The sequence below is a fragment of the Microbacterium sp. ANT_H45B genome, assembly GCF_008369345.1.
In the GTDB taxonomy this organism is placed as follows: domain Bacteria; phylum Actinomycetota; class Actinomycetes; order Actinomycetales; family Microbacteriaceae; genus Microbacterium.
Genome location: NZ_VOBK01000002.1, coordinates 285,690 through 304,212 on the forward strand (window position 1 = coordinate 285,690; position 18,523 = coordinate 304,212).

At 69.4% G+C, this 18,523-nt stretch carries 21 protein-coding genes; 10 read left to right on the plus strand and 11 right to left on the minus strand.

The window, feature by feature from the left end; translation table 11 throughout:
• Nucleotides 1–8: 8 nt before the first annotated feature.
• Genes FQ142_RS07725 through FQ142_RS07735 form a run of 3 tightly spaced genes read left to right on the plus strand, consistent with a single transcriptional unit; the run spans nt 9 to nt 2,862 of the window.
• Nucleotides 9–338, plus strand: coding sequence for a metal-sulfur cluster assembly factor (locus tag FQ142_RS07725; RefSeq protein ID WP_045254566.1), 330 nt, complete (start codon nt 9–11; stop codon nt 336–338).
• 2 nt (nt 339–340) lie between these two features.
• The gene (locus tag FQ142_RS07730) at nt 341–1,495 is read left to right on the plus strand and encodes a MalY/PatB family protein (protein ID WP_149422868.1); all 1,155 of its coding nucleotides are present in this window, start codon (nt 341–343) and stop codon (nt 1,493–1,495) included.
• Complete coding sequence (locus tag FQ142_RS07735) at nt 1,492–2,862, plus strand: MFS transporter (protein ID WP_149422869.1); 1,371 nt, start codon at nt 1,492–1,494, stop codon at nt 2,860–2,862. The genes FQ142_RS07730 and FQ142_RS07735 overlap by 4 nt, the downstream gene beginning before the upstream one ends.
• On the opposite strand, the gene FQ142_RS07740 is transcribed toward FQ142_RS07735, so the two are convergent.
• Entirely contained in the window at nt 2,825–3,424 is a 600-nt protein-coding gene (locus tag FQ142_RS07740) for a TetR family transcriptional regulator (protein WP_149422870.1), read from the minus strand. The genes FQ142_RS07735 and FQ142_RS07740 overlap by 38 nt on opposite strands.
• A 56-nt stretch (nt 3,425–3,480) precedes the next feature.
• Between FQ142_RS07740 and FQ142_RS07745 the strand changes: the two genes are divergently transcribed.
• Genes FQ142_RS07745 through FQ142_RS07755 form a run of 3 tightly spaced genes read left to right on the plus strand, consistent with a single transcriptional unit; the run spans nt 3,481 to nt 5,340 of the window.
• Nucleotides 3,481–4,068: a biotin transporter BioY gene (locus FQ142_RS07745; protein ID WP_149422871.1), complete on the plus strand. Its 588-nt coding sequence runs from the start codon at nt 3,481–3,483 to the stop codon at nt 4,066–4,068.
• Entirely contained in the window at nt 4,058–4,750 is a 693-nt protein-coding gene (locus tag FQ142_RS07750) for an energy-coupling factor ABC transporter ATP-binding protein (protein WP_149422872.1), read from the plus strand. The genes FQ142_RS07745 and FQ142_RS07750 overlap by 11 nt, the downstream gene beginning before the upstream one ends.
• Nucleotides 4,747–5,340, plus strand: a complete 594-nt coding sequence (locus tag FQ142_RS07755) for an energy-coupling factor transporter transmembrane component T family protein (protein ID WP_149422873.1) — start codon at nt 4,747–4,749, stop codon at nt 5,338–5,340. Before FQ142_RS07750 ends, FQ142_RS07755 begins: the two co-directional genes overlap by 4 nt.
• Here FQ142_RS07755 and FQ142_RS07760 read toward each other — a convergent pair.
• The 4 genes from FQ142_RS07760 to FQ142_RS07775 form a co-directional block, all read right to left on the minus strand.
• Nucleotides 5,287–6,603 carry an acyltransferase family protein gene (locus FQ142_RS07760; protein WP_149422874.1) on the minus strand — a complete coding sequence of 439 codons (1,317 nt, stop codon included), beginning with the start codon at nt 6,601–6,603 and terminating at the stop codon, nt 5,287–5,289. The two genes, FQ142_RS07755 and FQ142_RS07760, sit on opposite strands and share 54 nt — an antisense overlap.
• 111 nt (nt 6,604–6,714) lie before the next feature.
• Nucleotides 6,715–7,386 carry a response regulator gene (locus FQ142_RS07765; protein WP_149422875.1) on the minus strand — a complete coding sequence of 224 codons (672 nt, stop codon included), beginning with the start codon at nt 7,384–7,386 and terminating at the stop codon, nt 6,715–6,717.
• The gene (locus tag FQ142_RS07770) at nt 7,383–8,642 is read right to left on the minus strand and encodes a sensor histidine kinase (protein WP_149422876.1); all 1,260 of its coding nucleotides are present in this window, start codon (nt 8,640–8,642) and stop codon (nt 7,383–7,385) included. Before FQ142_RS07770 ends, FQ142_RS07765 begins: the two co-directional genes overlap by 4 nt.
• Nucleotides 8,643–8,647: 5 nt before the next feature.
• Nucleotides 8,648–9,268, minus strand: coding sequence for a DedA family protein (locus FQ142_RS07775; RefSeq protein ID WP_149422877.1), 621 nt, complete (start codon nt 9,266–9,268; stop codon nt 8,648–8,650).
• Nucleotides 9,269–9,439: 171 nt separating this feature from the next.
• On the opposite strand from FQ142_RS07775, the gene FQ142_RS07780 reads away from it, so the two are divergent.
• Together FQ142_RS07780 and FQ142_RS07785 are read left to right on the plus strand one after the other, a co-directional pair.
• Nucleotides 9,440–11,038: an ABC-F family ATP-binding cassette domain-containing protein gene (locus FQ142_RS07780; RefSeq protein ID WP_056419623.1), complete on the plus strand. Its 1,599-nt coding sequence runs from the start codon at nt 9,440–9,442 to the stop codon at nt 11,036–11,038.
• Nucleotides 11,039–11,067: 29 nt separating this feature from the next.
• Complete coding sequence (locus FQ142_RS07785) at nt 11,068–11,652, plus strand: pyridoxamine 5'-phosphate oxidase family protein (RefSeq protein ID WP_262492097.1); 585 nt, start codon at nt 11,068–11,070, stop codon at nt 11,650–11,652.
• Between the two features lie 69 nt (nt 11,653–11,721).
• On the opposite strand, the gene FQ142_RS07790 is transcribed toward FQ142_RS07785, so the two are convergent.
• The 3 genes from FQ142_RS07790 to FQ142_RS07805 form a co-directional block, all read right to left on the minus strand.
• The gene (locus tag FQ142_RS07790) at nt 11,722–12,537 is read right to left on the minus strand and encodes an SURF1 family protein (RefSeq protein WP_149422878.1); all 816 of its coding nucleotides are present in this window, start codon (nt 12,535–12,537) and stop codon (nt 11,722–11,724) included.
• Nucleotides 12,538–12,724: 187 nt separating this feature from the next.
• On the minus strand, nt 12,725–13,081 hold the full coding sequence (locus tag FQ142_RS07800; RefSeq protein WP_082539384.1) for a DUF3099 domain-containing protein: 357 nt from the start codon (nt 13,079–13,081) through the stop codon (nt 12,725–12,727).
• A gap of 51 nt (nt 13,082–13,132) precedes the next feature.
• Nucleotides 13,133–13,711: a DUF4190 domain-containing protein gene (locus tag FQ142_RS07805; protein WP_056418098.1), complete on the minus strand. Its 579-nt coding sequence runs from the start codon at nt 13,709–13,711 to the stop codon at nt 13,133–13,135.
• Nucleotides 13,712–13,844: 133 nt separating this feature from the next.
• Here FQ142_RS07805 and FQ142_RS07810 point away from each other — a divergent pair, with 133 nt between their 5' ends.
• Complete coding sequence (locus FQ142_RS07810; protein ID WP_056418097.1) at nt 13,845–14,552, plus strand: beta-ketoacyl-ACP reductase; 708 nt, start codon at nt 13,845–13,847, stop codon at nt 14,550–14,552.
• Nucleotides 14,553–14,554: 2 nt separating this feature from the next.
• On the opposite strand, the gene FQ142_RS07815 is transcribed toward FQ142_RS07810, so the two are convergent.
• From FQ142_RS07815 to glgC, 3 genes are read right to left on the minus strand one after another with little or no spacing between them, the layout of a single operon-like run.
• Nucleotides 14,555–15,265, minus strand: a complete 711-nt coding sequence (locus tag FQ142_RS07815; protein WP_149422881.1) for an alpha/beta fold hydrolase — start codon at nt 15,263–15,265, stop codon at nt 14,555–14,557.
• A gap of 32 nt (nt 15,266–15,297) precedes the next feature.
• The gene (serB, locus tag FQ142_RS07820) at nt 15,298–15,990 is read right to left on the minus strand and encodes a phosphoserine phosphatase SerB (RefSeq protein ID WP_149423479.1); all 693 of its coding nucleotides are present in this window, start codon (nt 15,988–15,990) and stop codon (nt 15,298–15,300) included.
• Nucleotides 15,991–16,024: 34 nt separating this feature from the next.
• Nucleotides 16,025–17,266, minus strand: coding sequence for a glucose-1-phosphate adenylyltransferase (gene glgC, locus FQ142_RS07825; protein WP_056418088.1), 1,242 nt, complete (start codon nt 17,264–17,266; stop codon nt 16,025–16,027).
• 69 nt (nt 17,267–17,335) lie between these two features.
• On the opposite strand from glgC, the gene glgA reads away from it, so the two are divergent.
• On the plus strand, nt 17,336–18,520 hold the full coding sequence (gene glgA / locus FQ142_RS07830; RefSeq protein ID WP_149422882.1) for a glycogen synthase: 1,185 nt from the start codon (nt 17,336–17,338) through the stop codon (nt 18,518–18,520).
• The last annotated feature ends 3 nt before the right edge of the window (nt 18,521–18,523 follow it).

An 18,523-nucleotide genomic window follows, 5' to 3' on the forward strand; every position in this document is an offset into this window, starting at 1 on the left:
TGATCGGCATGACAGCGACGCTCACCGACGCGAAGTACGACGAGGTCACCGAGGCTCTCAAGGACGTCATGGATCCCGAACTCGGGATCAACGTCGTCGACCTCGGACTCATCTACGATCTCGCGTGGGACGACGAGAACGACGCCCTCGTCATCCACATGACGCTGACCAGCGCCGGCTGCCCCCTCACCGACGTGCTCGAGGATCAGACTGCTCAGGCTCTGGAGAGCGTGGTGGATCGCTTCCGCATCAACTGGGTGTGGATGCCGCCGTGGGGTCCCGAGCGGATCAGCGACGACGGCCGCGACATGATGCGCGCACTCGGCTTCGCGATCTGAGGATGCTCGAGGTCAGGGCTCTGCCCTTGGCGGAGCTCCGCGCGCGCACCAGCGAGAAGTGGCGGGAGTATCCCGCCGACGTGCTGCCGCTGTTCGTCGCAGAGACGGACTTCCCGCTCGCCCCGACGATCTCCTCGGCTCTGCGCCGGGCGGTCGACAGAGGGGACACCGGGTACGTCGCCTCACGCACCCCGCTCGCGTCGACGTACAGCGACTTCGCGCTGCGGCGGTTCGGCTGGCAGCCCGATCCCGCGCGAATGCGCAGCACCGCTGACGTGAGCATGGGGATCGTCGAGATCCTGCGGCGTGTGACGCGACCGGGCGAGCGCGTCGTCGTCACGCCCCCTGTCTATCCGCCGTTCTACGACCTCGTGTCCGAGGCCGGCGCCGAGGTGGAGCGGGTCCCGCTGCGCCACACCGGCTCGTTTTGGGAGCTCGATCTCGACGGCATCCGCGCGGCCTTCGAGAGCGGTGCCACCGCCATGCTCCTCTGCAACCCGCACAACCCCACCGGCACCGTGCACGACCGCGACGCGCTCACGGCGCTGGCGGAGCTGGCCGAGGAGTTCGGCGTCTCGGTGATCTCGGATGAGATCCACGCGCCGCTCGCCCAGCCCGGTGCGGGCTTCACGCCGTTCCTGCACACCGGAGCCGCGGCCGCCGCCGTCGGCTACGCGGTGGTGAGTGCGAGCAAGGCGTTCAACCTGGCGGGGCTCAAGTGTGCTCTCATGGTGACCGCATCGGACGCCACGACTGCGGTCGTGCGCGGTCTGCCGGTCGAGGTCGAGTGGCGCACGGGCCAGTTCGGCCTGCTCGCCGCCGTCGCGGCTTTCACGGAGGAGAGCGACCCCTGGCTCGACGGGCTGCTGCGCACGCTCGACGCGAATCGGGTGCTGCTCCACGACCTGCTCGCCACGCGTCTGCCCGCCGCGCGCTATCGGATCCCGGATGCCGGGTACCTGGCCTGGATCGATCTCACCGCCCTCGGCTGGGGGGACAACCCCGCGCGGCGCATCCTCAAAGAGGCCAGGGTCGCCCTGCACTTCGGTCCCGCCTTCGGCGAGGAGGGTCGTGGTCACGTCCGGCTGAACTTCGGCACGAGCCCGGAGATCCTCACCGAGGCCGTCGAGCGCATCGCGACGCTCGTGGATCGATGACCGCGGTCACCTCGACCGTCTCGATCTGGGATCGTCAGCGCCGCTGGGTCACGGCCGGCGCGGTCGCCCTGATCTTCTTCGCGGCGATCGAGGCGCTGGCGGTGACCACGGTCATGCCGATCGTCAGCGACGCCCTCGACGGTCGTGCACTGTATGCGGTCGCCTTCGCGGGGACGCTGGCGACCAGCGTCATCGGAATGGTCGCCGCCGGAGCGTGGTCGGATGCCCGCGGGCCGCGAGGCGCGCTGTACGTCGCGGTGACGCTGTTCATCGCCGGATTGATCCTGTCGGGTCTCGCGAGCTCGATGGAGCAGTTCCTGATCGGTCGTCTCGTGCAGGGGCTCGGGACGGGCGGCCAGACGGTGGCGCTCTACGTCGTCGTGGCCCGGCTCTACCCGCCGCAGCTGCACGGCAGAGTGTTCGCGGCGTTCGCCGCGGCCTGGGTGGTTCCCTCGATGATCGGTCCGTTCCTCGCGGGCGCCGTCGCGGAGTACCTCGACTGGCGCTGGGCCTTCCTCGGGGTCGCCGTGCTCACGGCCGTCGCCTTCCTGACGATCGCGGCGCGGTTGCGAGGCGTCGACCTCGGACACGGGGAGCCTCAGGATGCCCGTTCCCTCATCATCCGCCTCGGACTGGCGTTCGTCGTGGCGGTGTGCGCGGTCCTCATCGGCATCAGCGCAGAGATGGCCGTGCGGGTCGGCTGGCCGGTGGCCATCGGCGCGCTCGTGGTCATCTCCGTCGCGCTGCTCCCGCTGCTGCCACGAGGAACGCTGCGCGCCGGGCGAGGACTGCCCAGCGTCGTGCTCATGCGCGGTGTCGTGGCGGGGGCGTTCTTCGCCGCGGAGGCGTACATCCCCTACCTGCTGATGGAGCGCTTCGGCTTCTCCGCGACATGGGCCGGCGTCGCACTGATGCTGGCGGCCCTCGCCTGGGCCGGTGCGTCGCAGCTGCAGGGCCGCTTCGGAGAGCGTCTCGGCAACACCCGGATCACGCTCATCAGCCTCTCGCTGCTGCTCACGGCGCTGGTGTTCGTGCTCCTCGCCGCACTCGGAGCCGCCCCGGCGCTGCTGGTCGTGGTGGGTTGGGGCTTCGCGGGCGGCGGCATGGGGCTGCTGTACCCGCGGCTGACGGTGCTCATGATCGCCTATTCCGTCGAGGGGGATCAGGGCTTCAACTCGTCGGCGCTGTCGATCTCCGACTCCACGGGGGCTGCGGTGGTGATCGCTCTGGCCGGTCTGGCCGTCGCGAGTCTCGGCGGTCAGGTCGCAGCGTTCGCCGTGGTGTTCGCGTTCTGTCTTGCGCTCGTGCTCGTGGCGTCGCTTCCCGGGCTCAGGCTCGGTCACGCCGCGGAGGACGCGACGCGCTGAGTCCGGCGGGTGCCGTCTCGCCGCTCAGCGCGGCCACTCCGAGATCGAAGACACGGTCGAGGCCGGCGGTCACGTCGACGGTCTCTGCCGAGGGGAGTGCACCGTGGCTGTCCGCGTGCATGCGCTGCTGTACGAGCGTCGCGTGACCGAGGATGAAATGCAGCAGGGCGACCGATCGCTCCTCGGCGTGCGTCGCGCCTCGGCGCTGCAATGACGCCTCGAGCGCGGACTGGGCGGATGACGATCCGAGTTGCAGTGCATAGGTGCTGAGCACCAGCTCTGCCCCGTCGCGGTGACGGAACAGTGCATCCCGAATGCTGCGCGCCGTCGTCAGCACATCGGCGTCGTCGCGGGGAATGGTCGCGGTGATCCGATCGGCGAGCTCGGCGAGGAGCTCCTGTTTGTTGGAGAAATGCCAGTAGAGAGCGCTCGGCTGCACCTCGAGCTTCGCGGCGATGCGCCGCATCGACAGATCGGCCAGCCCCACCTCGTCGAGGAGGGCGAGGGCGGTGCGTGCGACGCCGGCGCGATCGTGACGCGTCGAGTTGTGCTCGGGGCTCATGACCTCACTATAGTGAACACCGTTCAGGTGAACAGTGTTCAGGAAGGATCATACGCATGACTCGACACCATGGTGAGGCCGGACGGGATCTCGCTCGCATCGCCGTCTTCGCGGCTCTGATCGTCGTGCTCGGCACGGTGACGGTGCCGGTCCCCGGAGGCGTGCCGATCACCGCGCAGACTCTGGGAGTGATGCTCGCCGGGGCGGTACTGGGTCCTCGTCTCGCGCCGCTGTCGGTGCTGCTCGTCCTCGTCCTCGCAGCGGTCGGACTCCCGGTCCTCGCCGGAGGACGCGGGGGGCTCGGCGTCTTCGTCGGGCCCACCGCGGGATACCTCCTCGGCTGGGTGGTCGGGGTGGTCGTCGTCGGCCTGCTCGTGCATGGCGGACGCATCACCTGGTGGCGGGTCGCGTCGGGCGCGGTGCTGGGGGGAATACTGGCGGTCTACGTATTCGGGATCCCCGTGCAGGCACTCGTGCTCGGCACCGATCTCGTTCCGACCGCACTGTCGAGCCTGGTGTTCCTTCCCGGCGACCTGATCAAGGCGGCCTGTGCGACGGTGCTCACGGTCGCCCTGCGCCGCGCCTATCCGCGCGCTTTCGGAGCGCGGGTTCCGCGCGCGTCGGTCTCGGTCCGTGCGGCCTGAGACGGCTGTCGGCACCATCGCGCTCGACGACGTGAGCGTCGAGCGCGAGGGGCGGGCCATCCTCCGCGACGTCAGTGTCGAACTCACCGCGGCGACGACGGCGATCATCGGCGCCAACGGTTCGGGCAAGTCGACGTTCGCTCGACTGCTCAACGGACTCGTGCTCCCCTCGACGGGAACGGTGCGGGTGCACGGTCTGGACAGCAGGCGCGACACCGTCGCACTGCGGCGCCGGGTGGGCTTCGTGTTCACGGATCCGCAGGCGCAGATCCTCATGCCGACTCCGGCCGAGGACCTGGCGCTCTCGCTGCGCGGTCTGCCGCGCGCGGAGGTGGCGTCGCGGGTGTCGGCGGCCCTGGCCGAGCACGGTCTGTCCGACCACGCGCAGGTCGCGGCATCCGACCTCTCCGGCGGTCAGAAGCAGATGCTCGCACTCGCCTCGGTGCTCATCACGCAGCCGAGACTGGTGATCGCCGACGAGCCGACGACGCTCCTCGATCTGCGCAATGCCCGCAGAGTGGGCGACCTGCTGCTCGCGTGCGCGGCGCAGCTGGTCATCGTGACCCACGACCTGGAACTGGCGTCGCGCTGCGACCACGCCGTGCTCTTCGAGCATGGCGCGATCCACGCCTCCGGTGCACCGGCCGAGGTGATCGCCGCGTACCGAGATCTGTGCGCATGATCCAGACGTATCGCCATGGCACGAGCGTCGTGCACCGGATGCCGGCCGGCGCAAAGCTCACTGTGCTCGCCGCGCTCGCGCTGACGCTGTCGGCGGTTCCGCGCGGTGTGATGAGCATCACCCTCGCGCTGCTCGCGGTCGGTGTTCTGTATCTGCTGGCGCGACTGCCGGTACGGATCCTCGGCACGGAGATCTGGCGTCTGCGGTGGCTCGTGCTGGTGCTCGGCACGGCGCTGTGGATCTTCGTGTCCCCGCTGACGGCGTGGATCAACACGGGGAGAGTCGTCGCCCTCCTGCTGGCGGCGTCGCTGCTGACGATCACGACGCCCATGGAGCAGCTGGTGGCTGTTCTGCACCGCCTCCTCGTGCCCCTGCGGCGGTACGGCGTGAACCCCGATGCCGTGGCGATGACCATGTCGCTCGCGCTCACCATGATCCCCGTGGTCGCCTCGTTCGCGTCCGACGTCAGGGACGCACACCGGGCCAGGGGGATCCGGATCGATGCACGAGGGGTGGTGCCGCTGCTGGTGCGCACGCTACGCCATGCCGACGATGTGGGTGACGCGCTCGCGGCGCGCGGACTGACCTGAGCTGCCGGCGAGGCGCCCGGCGAACAGCAGTGCTCCCACCGTGATCGTCGCGGTGAGCACGGAGGTGCCGGCCACCAGCAGCAGCAGGACGCCGCCGAGTCCGAGAGCGGTCGCCGCCCAGACGCGCGTGCGCGATTCCGTGGGCGACGGCGAGGGGCGCGTCTCCACTCGAGTGAAGACGACGGCGATCAGAGCGGTGAGGACCAGCGCCGATGCGAGCCACAGCGGTCTGCTCGCCCACCACAGCGTGCTGCTCGGCGCGGGGAGTGCGATGCCCGAGGTCGCTGCCCATACGGCAGACATGCCCGCCATGGCGAGCAGCACGGGCATGTGCCACAGGTAGATCGTCATGGTGCGGCGGTTGACGAACGAGGAGAAGGCCGCAACAGCCGGACGCCGGCTGAGGGTTCTGATTCGGTCGCCGAGGAGGGAGACGGCGCTCAGATGCACGAGCCCGACGAGCAGCAGGGCGGTGGTGGGCGGGTTGATGTTGGCGATCAGATCGGGGGAGTGGACGCCGCCGACGAACGAGCAGACCAGCGCGATCAGAGCGGCCGCACCGCCCAGGGCCCTCGTGCGTCCGCGCAGGCGGTCGAGAGTCCCGTCTGCGAGGAAGAAGCCGATCTGCTGCAGGGCGAGCCAGACGAAGGCGAGGTTGAGGAAGCCCACGCCCTCGAGTCCCGTCTGCGCGCGCACGGCGTCGACGACCAGCGCCGCCAGAGCGAGCGCGCCCAGCGTCGTCTTCGGCATCGACTCGTGGGCACGCGCGAGAGCCGGGAGCAGGGCCTGGCAGAGCAGGAAGACCGCGAGGAACCACAGCGGCTGGCTGTAGCGGAACCCCGCGATCAGGATCAACTCCGCCGGCACGCCGATCGCGCTCAGCACGCCGAGTGCGATCCCCACGACGCCGATCGTCACCACGGCCGGACGCAGCAGCCGGTGCACCCGGCCTGCGATGAAGGCGGATGCAGACGCGCCGCGGTCCCGCTGACGGCGGTACGCGAGCAGACCGGCGAATCCGCCGATGATGAAGAACAGCGGCATGACCTGCAGAAGCCAGCTCACCGGGACGATCCATCGGGTGCCCTCGCTCGCGTTGGCGAAGACCGGGGCGCCGTCGACGACCGTGACGCCGACCATGATCGCGTGCAGGAGCACGACCCCGACCACGCAGACCGCCCGAAGCAGGTCGATCCCGGTGTCCCGGCCCGCAGGGAGCCGAGACGGCGCGGCGGTGACCCGCGGTGTGTCGACGATGGCCATGGTGTCCTCCTCGGATGGGTGTCCGAGGAGCGTATGAACCCGGTGGCCCGCAGCGGATCACCCTGCGGGGCTGTTCGCACCCCTACCGTGGTGTGATGTCGGCGCCGGTGCTCAGGCCGCGGGTTCGACCAGCCCGGCGTCGTACGCCAGGATCACGGCGTGCACGCGGTCGCGCAGGCCCAGTTTCGCGAGCACCTTGCCGACGTGCGTCTTGACCGTCTGCTCGGCGATGAAGAGGTCGGTGGCGATCTCTCCGTTCGAGCGTCCGCGGCCGATGAGCACGAGCACCTCGCGCTCGCGGTCGGTCAACTCCGCGAGCGCGGTCGCCGCCCGGGGCATGCGCGGACGTCGTCCCGCGAACTGCTCGATCATCCGTCGAGTGACGCTCGGTGCCAGGAGCGCGTCACCGCCGGCGACCACTCGCACCGCGTGCACGAGCTCCTCGGGCAGCGCGTCTTTCAGCAGGAAGCCGCTGGCACCCGCCTCGAGCGCGTCGTAGACGTAGTCGTCGATGTCGAAGGTCGTCAGCATCAGGATCCGGGGCACATGCGCCGCAGGATAGCCCGGGCCCAGGATGCGGCGCGTGGCCTCGATGCCGTCCACCTGCGGCATCCGGACGTCCATGAGGATCACATCGGGGTCGAGCCTCGCGGCGAGGGTGACGGCCTCGGCGCCGTCGGCGGCCTGTCCCGTGACCCGGATGCCGTCGTGGGCATCGAGAAGGGCGGCGAAACCGGCACGGACCATGGCCTGGTCGTCGGCGATGAGGACGCTGATGGTCACGGGATCTCCTGAGTTCGTTCGAGAGGCGCGGGGGGATTCGAGGGCGGGAGCAGGACCGGAAGCGTGGCCGCGACCTCCCAGCCCCCGTCGGACTGCGGCCCCGCCGCGAAGTCGCCGCCGAGCAGCTCGACGCGCTCGCGCATGCCGCGCAGCCCGTACCCGCCGCCTGTCGGGTTCACCGGGACTGCCGCGGCCCCGTTGCGGACGCGGATGCGGACGGTGTCGGCGTCGGACTGCACCCGCACGGTCGCCGGTGCGCCCGCGGCATGCCGCACCGCGTTGCTCAGCGCTTCCTGCGCGATGCGGAAGACGGCGATCTGGACGGACGGCGGTGCCTCGGTCACCGCCCCGGTGATCTCCAGACCGATCGTCACGCCCGCGCGGCGCAGGGTGTCGACCAGAGCCGGTATGTCGTCGATGCCCTGCTGCGGTGCGAGCTCGGCGGTCTGATCCTCGGTGCGCAGCACGCCGAGCATGCGTCTCATCTCGGTCAGTGAGGCGCGCGCTGTGGCCGCGATGCTGTCGAACTCCGCTGATGCGGTATCGCCGATCTCCGGCAGCCGGTACCGTGCCGTCGAGGCCTGTACCTGGATCACCGACATGCTGTGTGCGATGACGTCGTGCAGCTCGCGGGCGATGCGGGTGCGCTCCTCGACGAGGGAGCGCCGGGACTCCTCGAGTGCGGAATGCTCGCGCTCCCGGACGAGCTCGGCCGACACCCGCATCCGTCCTGCGACGAGGATCGCCACCAGGAACACCGCCGCGGCGATCGACACCGTGACGATGAGGTCTGCGGTCGCGGTGCCCGCCGTCTCGGGCGTCGCGACGATCTCCGGACGCAGCACTGGAGCGGTGAGCGACAGGACCGCTCCGATCGCCAGCGGGAACGCTCCGACCCGCGCGCCGTGGACGTAGGTTGTGACCCCGACGAGGAGCACGAAAGCGAGGAGAGCGGGGACCGACCACGGCCAGGGGGACTCGGTCGCGCGCGTCGGGACCACCAGGAGCGGGAGGGCGAACGAGGCGGCGCAGAACATCCCGATGGCCCAGCGGGGGTGCGTGACGGACAGCAGCGGCGCCGCGCACACAGCGGCGGCGAGGATGAACGAGAGGGGGAGGGGCGTGCCGTACAACGCCGTCTGGATCGGCACGAGCACCGAGAAGAGAACGATGCCGGCTGCTCCGATGACGGCCAGGACGACGGTGCGACGTGCGATGCGGGGAGCGCGCGCGATGCGCGGCCGTCGACGTGCCATGACTGTCATCCTGCCAGCTGCACGACCGGGGCGCGTCGGCGTCGGGCGGCCGCGACTCGATCGATGACGACACCGAGGGCGAGCGCGACGACGACGCCCACCCCTGCGCTGACCAGGGGCTGCTCCTGCACCCACGAGCCCGCGAGGAGCCCGATCGTCAGGCTGAGCGCACTCCAGCTCGCACCGGCCACGAGACTCAGTGGCACGAACCGTCGCCAGGGGAAGCGCAGAGCCCCTGCCGACATGTTGACGGCGACGCGCCCGACCGGGATGTAGCGGGCGCCGAGGATCAGCGCTGCGGACCGCTGCGACAGCGCCCGCTCTGCGTGGGCGAAGGTCGCGACGACTCGGGGACGCCGCATCCACGACCATCTCGTCGTGCCGAGCCTGCGACCGAGCCCGAATGCGATGTTGTCGCCCACGGCGGCGCCGAGGGCGGCGACCAGACCGAGCGGCAGCAGAGCCCACACGTCGCCCGCGGAGGCGAGCACCGCGGCCGCCGCCACGAGGACGGTCTCGCTCGGCACAGGGGGGAAGAACCCGTCGATGACGGTCACCGCGAACAGCACGGCGTAGAGCCAGGGAGAGGCGACGGTCTGCAGGATGAGCTCGTTGATGACGTCCACCTCAGAAGGTTAGGAATCAGAGGGGCGGCGGGTCATCACCCTGGGGTATCGACCGCATCCCCCCACGGAGGTAGATGTGCGGCGACGCATCGACGGAACACTCAGCGGAGCGATCTATACTGGGAGTTTGGCCGCTCGGCCGATTCCCCCTGAATGAACGGACATCCCGCTGTGCTTGCCGTGCACGAACTCGAGATCCGCGTGGGCGCACGCCTCCTGATGGAGAACGTGTCGTTCCGTGTGAGCGACGGAGACAAGATCGGTCTCGTCGGCCGCAACGGCGCGGGCAAGACCACCCTCACGAAGGTGCTCGCCGGCGACGTGCTTCCGGCCGGGGGCAGTGTCACCCGATCAGGGGAGCTGGGTTATCTTCCGCAGGACCCCCGCTCGGGCAATCCCGAGGACCTCGCCCGCACCCGTATCCTCGATGCGCGCGGTCTCGGGCAGCTCAACCTCGGCATGACGGAAGCGGCTCTCGCCATGGGATCGGACGATCCCGTCGTGGCCGACAAGGCGATGAAGCGCTACGCGCGCCTCACGGAGGAGTTCGAGGGGCAGGGCGGCTACGCGGCCGAAGCCGAAGCCGCGTCGATCGCCAACAACCTGTCGCTGCCCGACCGCATCCTGGACCAGCCGCTGTCGACCCTGTCGGGTGGACAGCGTCGCCGCATCGAGCTCGCGCGGATCCTGTTCTCCGACGCCGAGACGATGATCCTCGACGAGCCCACCAACCACCTCGACGCCGACAGCGTCGTGTGGCTGCGGGAGTTCCTCAAGAACTACAAGGGCGGGCTGATCGTGATCAGCCACGACGTCGAGCTCGTCGGCGAGACGGTCAACCGCGTGTTCTACCTCGATGCGAACCGTCAGATCATCGACACGTACAACATGAACTGGAAGAACTACCTGCGCCAGCGTGTGGCCGACGAGGAGCGCCGCAAGAAGGAGCGCGCCAACGCCGAGAAGAAGGCGACGACGCTGCAGCTTCAGGCGGCCCGTTTCGGTGCGAAGGCGTCGAAGGCCGCCGCGGCGCATCAGATGATCGCCCGCGCGGAGAAGCTGCTCGCCGGACTCGACGACGTGCGCCAGGAAGACCGCGTGGCGAAGCTGCGCTTCCCGAAGCCGGCCCCCTGCGGCAAGACCCCGATGATGGCGACCGGGCTGTCGAAGTCCTACGGCTCGCTGGAGATCTTCACCGACGTCGATCTCGCGATCGACCGGGGATCCAAGGTGGTGGTCCTCGGACTCAACGGTGCGGGCAAGACCACGCTGCTGCGCATGCTCGCGGGTGTCGACGAGCCGGACACCGGGCAGCTCGAGCCCGGACACGGCCTCAAGGTCGGCTACTACGCACAGGAGCACGAGAACCTCGACGTCAACCGCTCTGTGCTCGAGAACATGGTCTCGGCGGCGCCGCACATCACCGAGATGGAAGCCCGCAAGGTGCTCGGGTCCTTCCTCTTCACGGGCGACGACGTGCTGAAGCCGGCGGGTGTCCTCTCGGGTGGGGAGAAGACGCGACTCTCGCTCGCGACTCTCGTCGTGTCGTCGGCGAATCTGCTCCTGCTCGACGAGCCGACGAACAACCTCGACCCTGCATCGCGCGAGGAGATCCTCGGAGCGCTCGCGCACTACGAGGGCGCCGTGGTGCTCGTCTCGCACGACCCGGGCGCGGTGCAGTCGCTCAACCCCGAGCGCGTGCTCATCCTGCCCGACGGTGTCGAGGACATCTGGAGCCAGGACTACCAGGACCTCATCGAGCTCGCCTGATCCAGCGCCCAGTGTCATAGGGTCGAACCGTGACGCATGACGGCTCTGACTCCGACACCCTCCCGTTGAACGACTGGCTGCGAGGGCGGCACGCGCTCACCGGGACTGCTCCGCAGTGGAATCCCGAGGTGCTGCCGGACGATCCGACGGTTCTCTTCGGCGAGTGGCTGCGCGCGGCGGATGCGGCGGGCGTGCCGGAGCCGCACACCGTCACGCTCGCGACGGTCGACGCGGCGGGTGTCCCCGATGCGCGCACGCTCATCCTCAAACGCGTGGACGAGCGCGGGTGGGCGATCGCGAGCACCCGGTCGTCGCGCAAGGGCGCGCAGCTGAGCGCTGCTCCCGCAGCGGCGCTGAACTTCTGGTGGCAGCCTCAGGTCCGTGTCGTACGGGTGCGCGGTCGGGTCGAGGAGGCGACCGCGGAGGAGAGCGCCGCCGACCTCGCCGCCCGATCTCCGGCCGCACGCGCGGGCGTGGCCGACGGCGACTGGGTTCTCTGGCGCATCGTCCCCGAACGCATCGAATTCTGGCAGGGCTCCCGCGATCGCCGACACACGCGGGTGGTGTACGTCCCCGACGGTGCCGGCTGGTCCCGGAGCGTCACGGTCGACTGAGCGTCAACGTCGACGGAGCGGCACGATCGACTCGGCCGCTCACACGCACGGCTCAGACGTACGGACGGGTCAGACGTTCGCGTCGAGCAGCTCGTCCTCGACGTCGGCATCCTTGTCGCGTCGACGCGGCGTCTTGACGGGGGCAGGTGCGCCCTCGACCTCCTCGCGATGCTTCACGATCTCGGTGCGGATGATGTATCCGATGAACACGAAGCCCATCAGGGCGAACAGGATCCACTGGATCGCGTACGAGAGATGCGGGCCCGGATCGTCGGTGGGCGAGTCGAACCCGCCGAGGGTCCCCTCTCCGCTCGGGTCCTCGCTGACGATCTGACCGTAGGCGCTGGTGACCACATCTCCCCCCACCATCCCGGCGATCGCAGGGAGGTTGATCGTGGGGACCTGGCCCTCAGGAGCACCGCGACCGGATGCCGGGAGCTGCTCGCCCGGGCGCAGGCGGACGATGACCTCGACCTCACCGGACGGGGGGAGAGGCACGGCATCGGGAGCATCGCCCTCGCCCGGCGGCACCCACCCCCTGTCGACGATGAACACCCGCCCGTCTGCATCACGGAAAGGGACCAGCACCTCGAAGGCGCTCGTACCGCCGTGCGGTCGGTTGCGCACCAGCAGCTGCTCGTCAGGGAGGTACTCGCCGTTCAGCACCACCGGGTGCCAGACGTCTCCGGGGTCGAGCGATCCGTCGCCGCCGATGAGGTCGACGAGGGGCACGGGGTCCGCATCGTAGTTCTTCTCTACGAGAGCGATCTGCTCCGCACGGGTCACGTTGCGTTCGAACTGCCAGTTCGACAGGAATGCGCAGGCGATCGCGAATCCGATCGCGATCAGCACGTAGACGGTCCAGCGGCCGAGCCGGGTGCTCATGAGGGGACACCATCTCTCACGGTCACGGGGAAGTCCCGAGCTGACAGGTAGTCGTGGAGGAACTCGACGTGCTCATCGCACGCGAGCCAGATCTTCTCCCGATCGGCGGAGTGGATGCGAGGGTTGCGCCACACCACCTGCTTCGAGGCCGCGCTCCGGCAGCCGGCGCGCGAGCACTGCAGTTCGCTCACTCGTCGTCCCGACGCGTCTCGCGGATCAGGAAGACGCCGGGATCCGATGCCTCGACCACGGGAGCAGGACTGGCGGGCGGTGCCGCCTCGATCTGCTGCACCGGGGACTCCGCGGCGGTCTCGGTGCTGTCGCTTCCCGCATTGGCGAACACGACGGCGATGTAGGGGAGAACCGCTGCGCCTGCGGCGAAGACCCACGTGTACCAGCCGTACGGCTGCACGAACATCATCAGCGCGAAGCAGATGATGCGGATCGTCATCGTGAGCGCGTAGCGGCGCACGCGGTGGTCCGCCTCGGCCTGCGGCGACTGCGGCAGTGAGGTGACAGCCGGGACCTGCGACTTGCTCTTCACGATGAGTCAAGCCTACGCCGGTGCGGACGCTCTGGCGCCCCTTCATGCGGCTCAGGACGAGAAGATGAAGGGCAGTGTGAAGGCGCCGAAGAAGACGATGCTGATGATCGTCATCACGATGCCGATGACGAGGAAGGCGACCATGATGTAGCCCATGATGAGGCCGGCGAAAGCCATGCCGCGTCCGCCGATCGCAGGGTTCTGCTTGGTCTGCTTCAGCGCCATGTGGCCCGTGATCACGGCGATGATCGACGCGAGCAGCGGCACCACCGCCCAGAAGAGGACGACGCCCGCGATTCCGCAGATCAGCGACGTGATCGCGAGTCCGCTGGCGGGACGAGCCGCCGGGTACGCGGGGGCGTAGGTCTGATACCCGGGAGCGGCCGAGCCGTACGGCTGCTGCGGGGGTGCGGGGTAGGTCGGGGCGACGGCGTAGGGCTGCGAGGAAGGCGCTCCGTACGGCTGCGGCGGACCGGGGATCGACGGCGCAGCACCGGGGTAGGCCTGAGTCGGCTGGCCCGTCGTGTCCGCCGGATACGGGGGAGCGGGCGGTGCCGGGGCGAACGGCTGCGCGGGAGGCGGGGTCTGCTGCGGGTCTCCCGAGGAAGTGGGGATGCTGTTGTCGCTCACGTGGTGCCTTTCGTCAGGCTCAGCGTTCCAGCACCGAGGTCCCCTGTCAAACGTGCCGCGGTCGCGGAGGAGCATCCTCGATAGAATCGTCCTCGACCAGGCCCGACCCGCAGTGGCCAGATCAGGAGTGGAAATGAGTTCTCGCGTCGTCCTCGTCACCGGTGGCAACCGCGGCATCGGCCGTGCGATCGCCGAACGATTCGTCAGCGAAGGTTTCCGTGTCGCGGTCACGGCTCGCAGCGGCGAGGGTCCGGAAGGCACGCTGACCGTGCGCGCCGACGTCACCGACGCCGCCGCGATCGACGCGGCGTTCAGCGAGGTCGAGCAGCAGCTCGGACCGATCGAGATCGTCGTCGCCAACGCCGGCATCACCAAGGACACCCTGCTGCTGCGCATGAGCGAAGACGACTTCGACAGCGTCGTGGCCACCAACCTCGGCGGCACGTTCCGGGTGGTCAAGCGTGCGTCCAAGGGCATGCTGCGCGCTCGGTTCGGACGCGTCATCCTGATCTCCAGCGTCGTGGGACTGTACGGGTCCGCGGGACAGGTGAACTACTCGGCGTCCAAGAGCGCGCTCGTCGGATTCGCGCGTTCGCTCACTCGTGAGCTCGGCGGACGTGGCATCACGGCGAACGTCGTCGCGCCGGGGTTCATCGAGACGGACATGACGGCGGAACTGCCGGAGGAGACGCAGAAGCAGTACAAGGCGAACATCCCCGCCGGCCGTTTCGCGACGGCCGACGAGGTGGCCGGCGTCGTGACCTGGCTGGCGGGCGACGACGCCGGCTACATCTCGGGGGCGGTCATCCCGGTCGACGGCGGTCTCGGGATGGGGCACTGACCTCAGCGCCGGACGACCGCCGCATCGATGAGGGTCGCCAGACGACTCGGAACCGAGAACTGCGGCCAATGGCCGGATCCGATCCGCACGACCTCGACGTCGTCGATCGCACGGAACTCGTCGGCGTAGGGCCCCCACTCGGCGAGCTCGGACTCGAGGGTCTCCTGGTCGAAGCCGCCCATGAGCATGGTGACCGGAACACGGTGCCGGCCGCCTGAAGCGAGCTCGATCGGATCGGTGGGCACCCGAGCGGGGACGCTGGCGGCGAGGGGTGCGGTGCGGGCGCGTGTCGCCTCATCGAGGTCGTCGACGTCTTCAGCGGGGAAGTGGCTCCAGCCCGGAAACGGTATGACGCCGTCGACGACCTCGAACTCGCTGATGCCCATGCCGGACGGTGGCGGCACCGTGTCGACGAAGACCACGCGCGACACGGCATCGGGACGAGCGTCGGCGACGCCCCACGCCACGTTGCCGCCGCCGCTGTGACCGACGACCACGACCGGGCCGCCCGCCGTGTCGACGATCGCGTCGACCGCCGCGACGGCGGCCTCGACCCAGTCCGAGATGCCGATCTCCGACGACTGATCCGCGGGTTCACCCACCCCGGGCATCGTGAGCGGATGCACCGTGTGCCCCGCCCGTTCGAGATCGGATGTGACGTCGCTCCAGCTCGACGCGTCGAGCCAGAGTCCGGGGATGAGGATGATGTCCATGCGGCGACGATAGACCGAGCCGCCGACATCCGCTACGGAAGCAGCGCGATGACCTCGGACAGGTCCTGAGGGCCGACGACGACGCTGGCGGCCGCACGCACCGTGGGCTTGGCGTTGAAGGCCAGGCCGAGGCCCGCCGCGGCCATCATCTGCAGATCGTTGGCGCCGTCTCCGATGGCGATGGTCGCGTGGCGGGGGACTCCCAGCTCGTCCGCCCACTCGCGCAGCGACGCCGCCTTGGCCGCGGCGTCGACGATGGCGCCGTCGACGCGACCGGACAGGGCGCCGTCGACGACGTCGAGCCGATTCGCGCGCCACCGGTCGACGCCCAGACCCGGAGCCACGTCGTCGAGGATCTCGTGGAAACCTCCGGAGACGACGCCGACGACTCCGCCCCGTGCGTGCACGGCGGAGGTCAGCTCGCGCACCCCCGGGGTCGGCTCGATACGGGCGAGCACTCGCGGGAACGCGGAGACCGGGACCCCCTCGAGGGCGGCGACCCGCGAGCGCAGACTCGTCGCGAAGTCGATCTCGCCGCGCATGGCCGCCTCGGTCGCGGCCTGCACCTCGGCGCGGCGCCCCGCTTCGTCGGCGATCAGTTCGATCACCTCGTTGCGGATCAGGGTGGAATCGGCATCGAGGACGACGAGGAAGCGTGCAGAGGTCACGGCTTCGAGCCTAGCGACAGCGACGCCGCCCGGCGGACGACCACGGGATTCCGTGATCGTCCGCCGGGCGGCGTCGGAGGAGCTTTCGGGCTCAGCGTTCGATGAAGAGTCCCTTGCCCACGACGGTGATCCCCGATTCGGTGACCGTGAAGCCCCGAGCGAGGTCTCGCTCGCGATCGACACCGACCGTCGCCCCGTCGGCGAGCACGACGTTCTTGTCGAGGATCGCGCGGTGCACGCGGGAGCCCGCGCCGACCCGCACGCCGTCGAAGACGACGGAGTCGGTGATGGTGGAACCGCCGCCCGCAAGGGTCCAGGGCCCGACCACACTGCGTTCCAGATGAGTGCCGGACAGCACGGACCCGAGCGACACGATCGAGTCGATCGCATTGCCGATGCGCCCCACAGAGTCGCGCACGAACTTCGCAGGCGGGGAGTTGACCGCCTGCGAGTGGATCGGCCACTCCATGTTGTACAGGTTGAAGATCGGCAGCGTCGAGATCAGATCCATGTGGGCGTCGAAGAAGGAGTCGATCGTACCCACGTCGCGCCAGTAGGAGCGGTCTCGCGGCGACGACCCCGGGACGTCGTTCTGCTTCATGTCGTAGTAGCCGGCCTCGCCGCGGTCGACGAAGTACGGCACGATGTCGCCGCCCATGTCGTGCCCCGAGGTGGGAGACTCCCCGTCGGCCTCGACCGCCGCGATCAGCGCGTCGGCATCGAAGATGTAGTTGCCCATGGATGCGAGGACCTCATGCGGAGAGTCCTCGAGTCCCGTGGCATCGGTCGGCTTCTCGAGGAACTGCTTGATGCGACCCGACTGCGTGTCCGCGTCGATCACGCCGAACTGCGATGCCATCGAGATGGGCTGACGGATGCCGGCGACGGTGGCTTTCGCGCCGGACTCGATGTGCGCGTCGAGCATCTGGCGGAAGTCCATGCGGTACACGTGGTCGGCGCCGATCACCACGACGATGTCGGGCTTCTCGTCGTTGATCAGGTTCATGCTCTGCAGGATCGCGTCGGCGGAGCCCGAGAACCAGCGCTTGCCCAGGCGCTGCTGGGCGGGCACGGACGCGACGTACGAGTCGAGCAGCGCGGACATCCGCCAGGTCTGGGAGATGTGCCGGTCGAGGCTGTGCGACTTGTACTGGGTGAGCACGACGATCTGCCGGAGACCGGAGTTGATGAGGTTCGAGATCGCGAAATCTATCAGGCGGTACTGTCCACCGAAAGGCACGGCAGGTTTGGCACGGTCACCCGTGAGGGGCATGAGACGCTTACCCTCGCCGCCGGCGAGGATGATGCCGAAGATCTTCTTTGGAGCGGACATGCACCTACCATAGAGGCGAATCGACCCGCCGAACTAGCATCTGGACAAGTGAGTCACTACCGTCTAAACATGCGCGTCGAGATGATCACGAAGGAATACCCGCCGGAGATCTACGGAGGTGCCGGAGTGCACGTCGCGGAGCTCGTCACGGCGCTGCGGCAGAGCATCGACGTGCAGGTGCGGGCCTTCGGCTCCCCCCGGAACGAGGCGGGTACGTCCGCCTACCGGACCCCCTCCGAACTCGCCTCGGCTAACGCCGCGCTGCAGACGCTGGGCACCGATCTCGAGATCGTCGCGGCGATCTCCGACGCCGACCTCGTGCACAGCCACACCTGGTACGCGAACTTCGCGGGTCACCTCGCGTCGCAGCTGCACGGCATCCCGCACGTGCTCACCGCCCACAGCCTCGAGCCGCTGCGGCCCTGGAAGGCCGAGCAGCTCGGAGGCGGCTACGCGGTCTCCAGCGGGATCGAGAAGCTGGCGTACGAGAACGCCGCCGCGGTCATCGCGGTGAGCGCGGGCATGCGCGCGGACATCCTGCGCAGCTACCCGTCGGTGGACCCGGCGAAGGTCCGGGTGATCCACAACGGTATCGACGTGGAGCGGTGGCGTCCGGTGCAGAATCCCGCGTTCCTCGAGTCCGTGGGAATCGACCCGTCGCGTCCGTCCGTCGTCTTCGTCGGCAGGATCACGCGTCAGAAGGGCCTGCCGTACCTGCTGCAGGCGGCGCGACTTCTTCCCCCGGAGGTGCAGCTGATCCTGTGCGCGGGCGCGCCCGATACCGCCGAGATCATGGCGGAGGTGCAGGAGGGGGTGAAGCTCCTGCAGCAGACCAGGGAGGGAGTGGTCTGGATCGAGCGGATGCTGCCGCGCGATGAGCTCTCCGCCATCCTTACCGCCGCCACCACGTTCGTCTGCCCCTCCGTCTACGAGCCGCTCGGGATCGTCAACCTCGAGGCCATGGCGTGCGGCGCCGCCGTCGTCGGGACCGCGACCGGTGGAATCCCCGAGGTCGTCGCCGACGGCGTGACGGGGCGCCTGGTGCCGATCGAGCAGGTGCAGGACGGCACTGGCACGCCAGTCGACCCCGAGCGCTACGTCGCGGATCTCGCGCGGGTGCTGACAGAGGTGACCTCCGATCCCGAGCGTGCACGCGCGTACGGCGAGGCCGGTCGGGAGAGGGCTCGCGACGAGTTCAGCTGGGGAGCGATCGCCGACACCACGCGCGCGCTGTACGCGGAGCTCACCGCCTGAGCC

What these genes read in the sequence shown, in the direction of transcription:
- FQ142_RS07725 (WP_045254566.1), top strand. Translation starts at nt 9, where the DNA reads ATGACAGCGACGCTCACCGACGCGAAGTACGACGAGGTCACCGAGGCT.
- FQ142_RS07730 (WP_149422868.1), top strand. Translation starts at nt 341, where the DNA reads ATGCTCGAGGTCAGGGCTCTGCCCTTGGCGGAGCTCCGCGCGCGCACC.
- FQ142_RS07735 (WP_149422869.1), top strand. Translation starts at nt 1,492, where the DNA reads ATGACCGCGGTCACCTCGACCGTCTCGATCTGGGATCGTCAGCGCCGC.
- FQ142_RS07740 (WP_149422870.1), bottom strand. Translation starts at nt 3,424, where the DNA reads ATGAGCCCCGAGCACAACTCGACGCGTCACGATCGCGCCGGCGTCGCA.
- FQ142_RS07745 (WP_149422871.1), top strand. Translation starts at nt 3,481, where the DNA reads ATGACTCGACACCATGGTGAGGCCGGACGGGATCTCGCTCGCATCGCC.
- FQ142_RS07755 (WP_149422873.1), top strand. Translation starts at nt 4,747, where the DNA reads ATGATCCAGACGTATCGCCATGGCACGAGCGTCGTGCACCGGATGCCG.
- FQ142_RS07760 (WP_149422874.1), bottom strand. Translation starts at nt 6,603, where the DNA reads ATGGCCATCGTCGACACACCGCGGGTCACCGCCGCGCCGTCTCGGCTC.
- FQ142_RS07770 (WP_149422876.1), bottom strand. Translation starts at nt 8,642, where the DNA reads ATGGCACGTCGACGGCCGCGCATCGCGCGCGCTCCCCGCATCGCACGT.
- FQ142_RS07790 (WP_149422878.1), bottom strand. Translation starts at nt 12,537, where the DNA reads ATGAGCACCCGGCTCGGCCGCTGGACCGTCTACGTGCTGATCGCGATC.
- FQ142_RS07810 (WP_056418097.1), top strand. Translation starts at nt 13,845, where the DNA reads ATGAGTTCTCGCGTCGTCCTCGTCACCGGTGGCAACCGCGGCATCGGC.
- FQ142_RS07815 (WP_149422881.1), bottom strand. Translation starts at nt 15,265, where the DNA reads ATGGACATCATCCTCATCCCCGGACTCTGGCTCGACGCGTCGAGCTGG.
- glgC (WP_056418088.1), bottom strand. Translation starts at nt 17,266, where the DNA reads ATGTCCGCTCCAAAGAAGATCTTCGGCATCATCCTCGCCGGCGGCGAG.
- glgA (WP_149422882.1), top strand. Translation starts at nt 17,336, where the DNA reads ATGCGCGTCGAGATGATCACGAAGGAATACCCGCCGGAGATCTACGGA.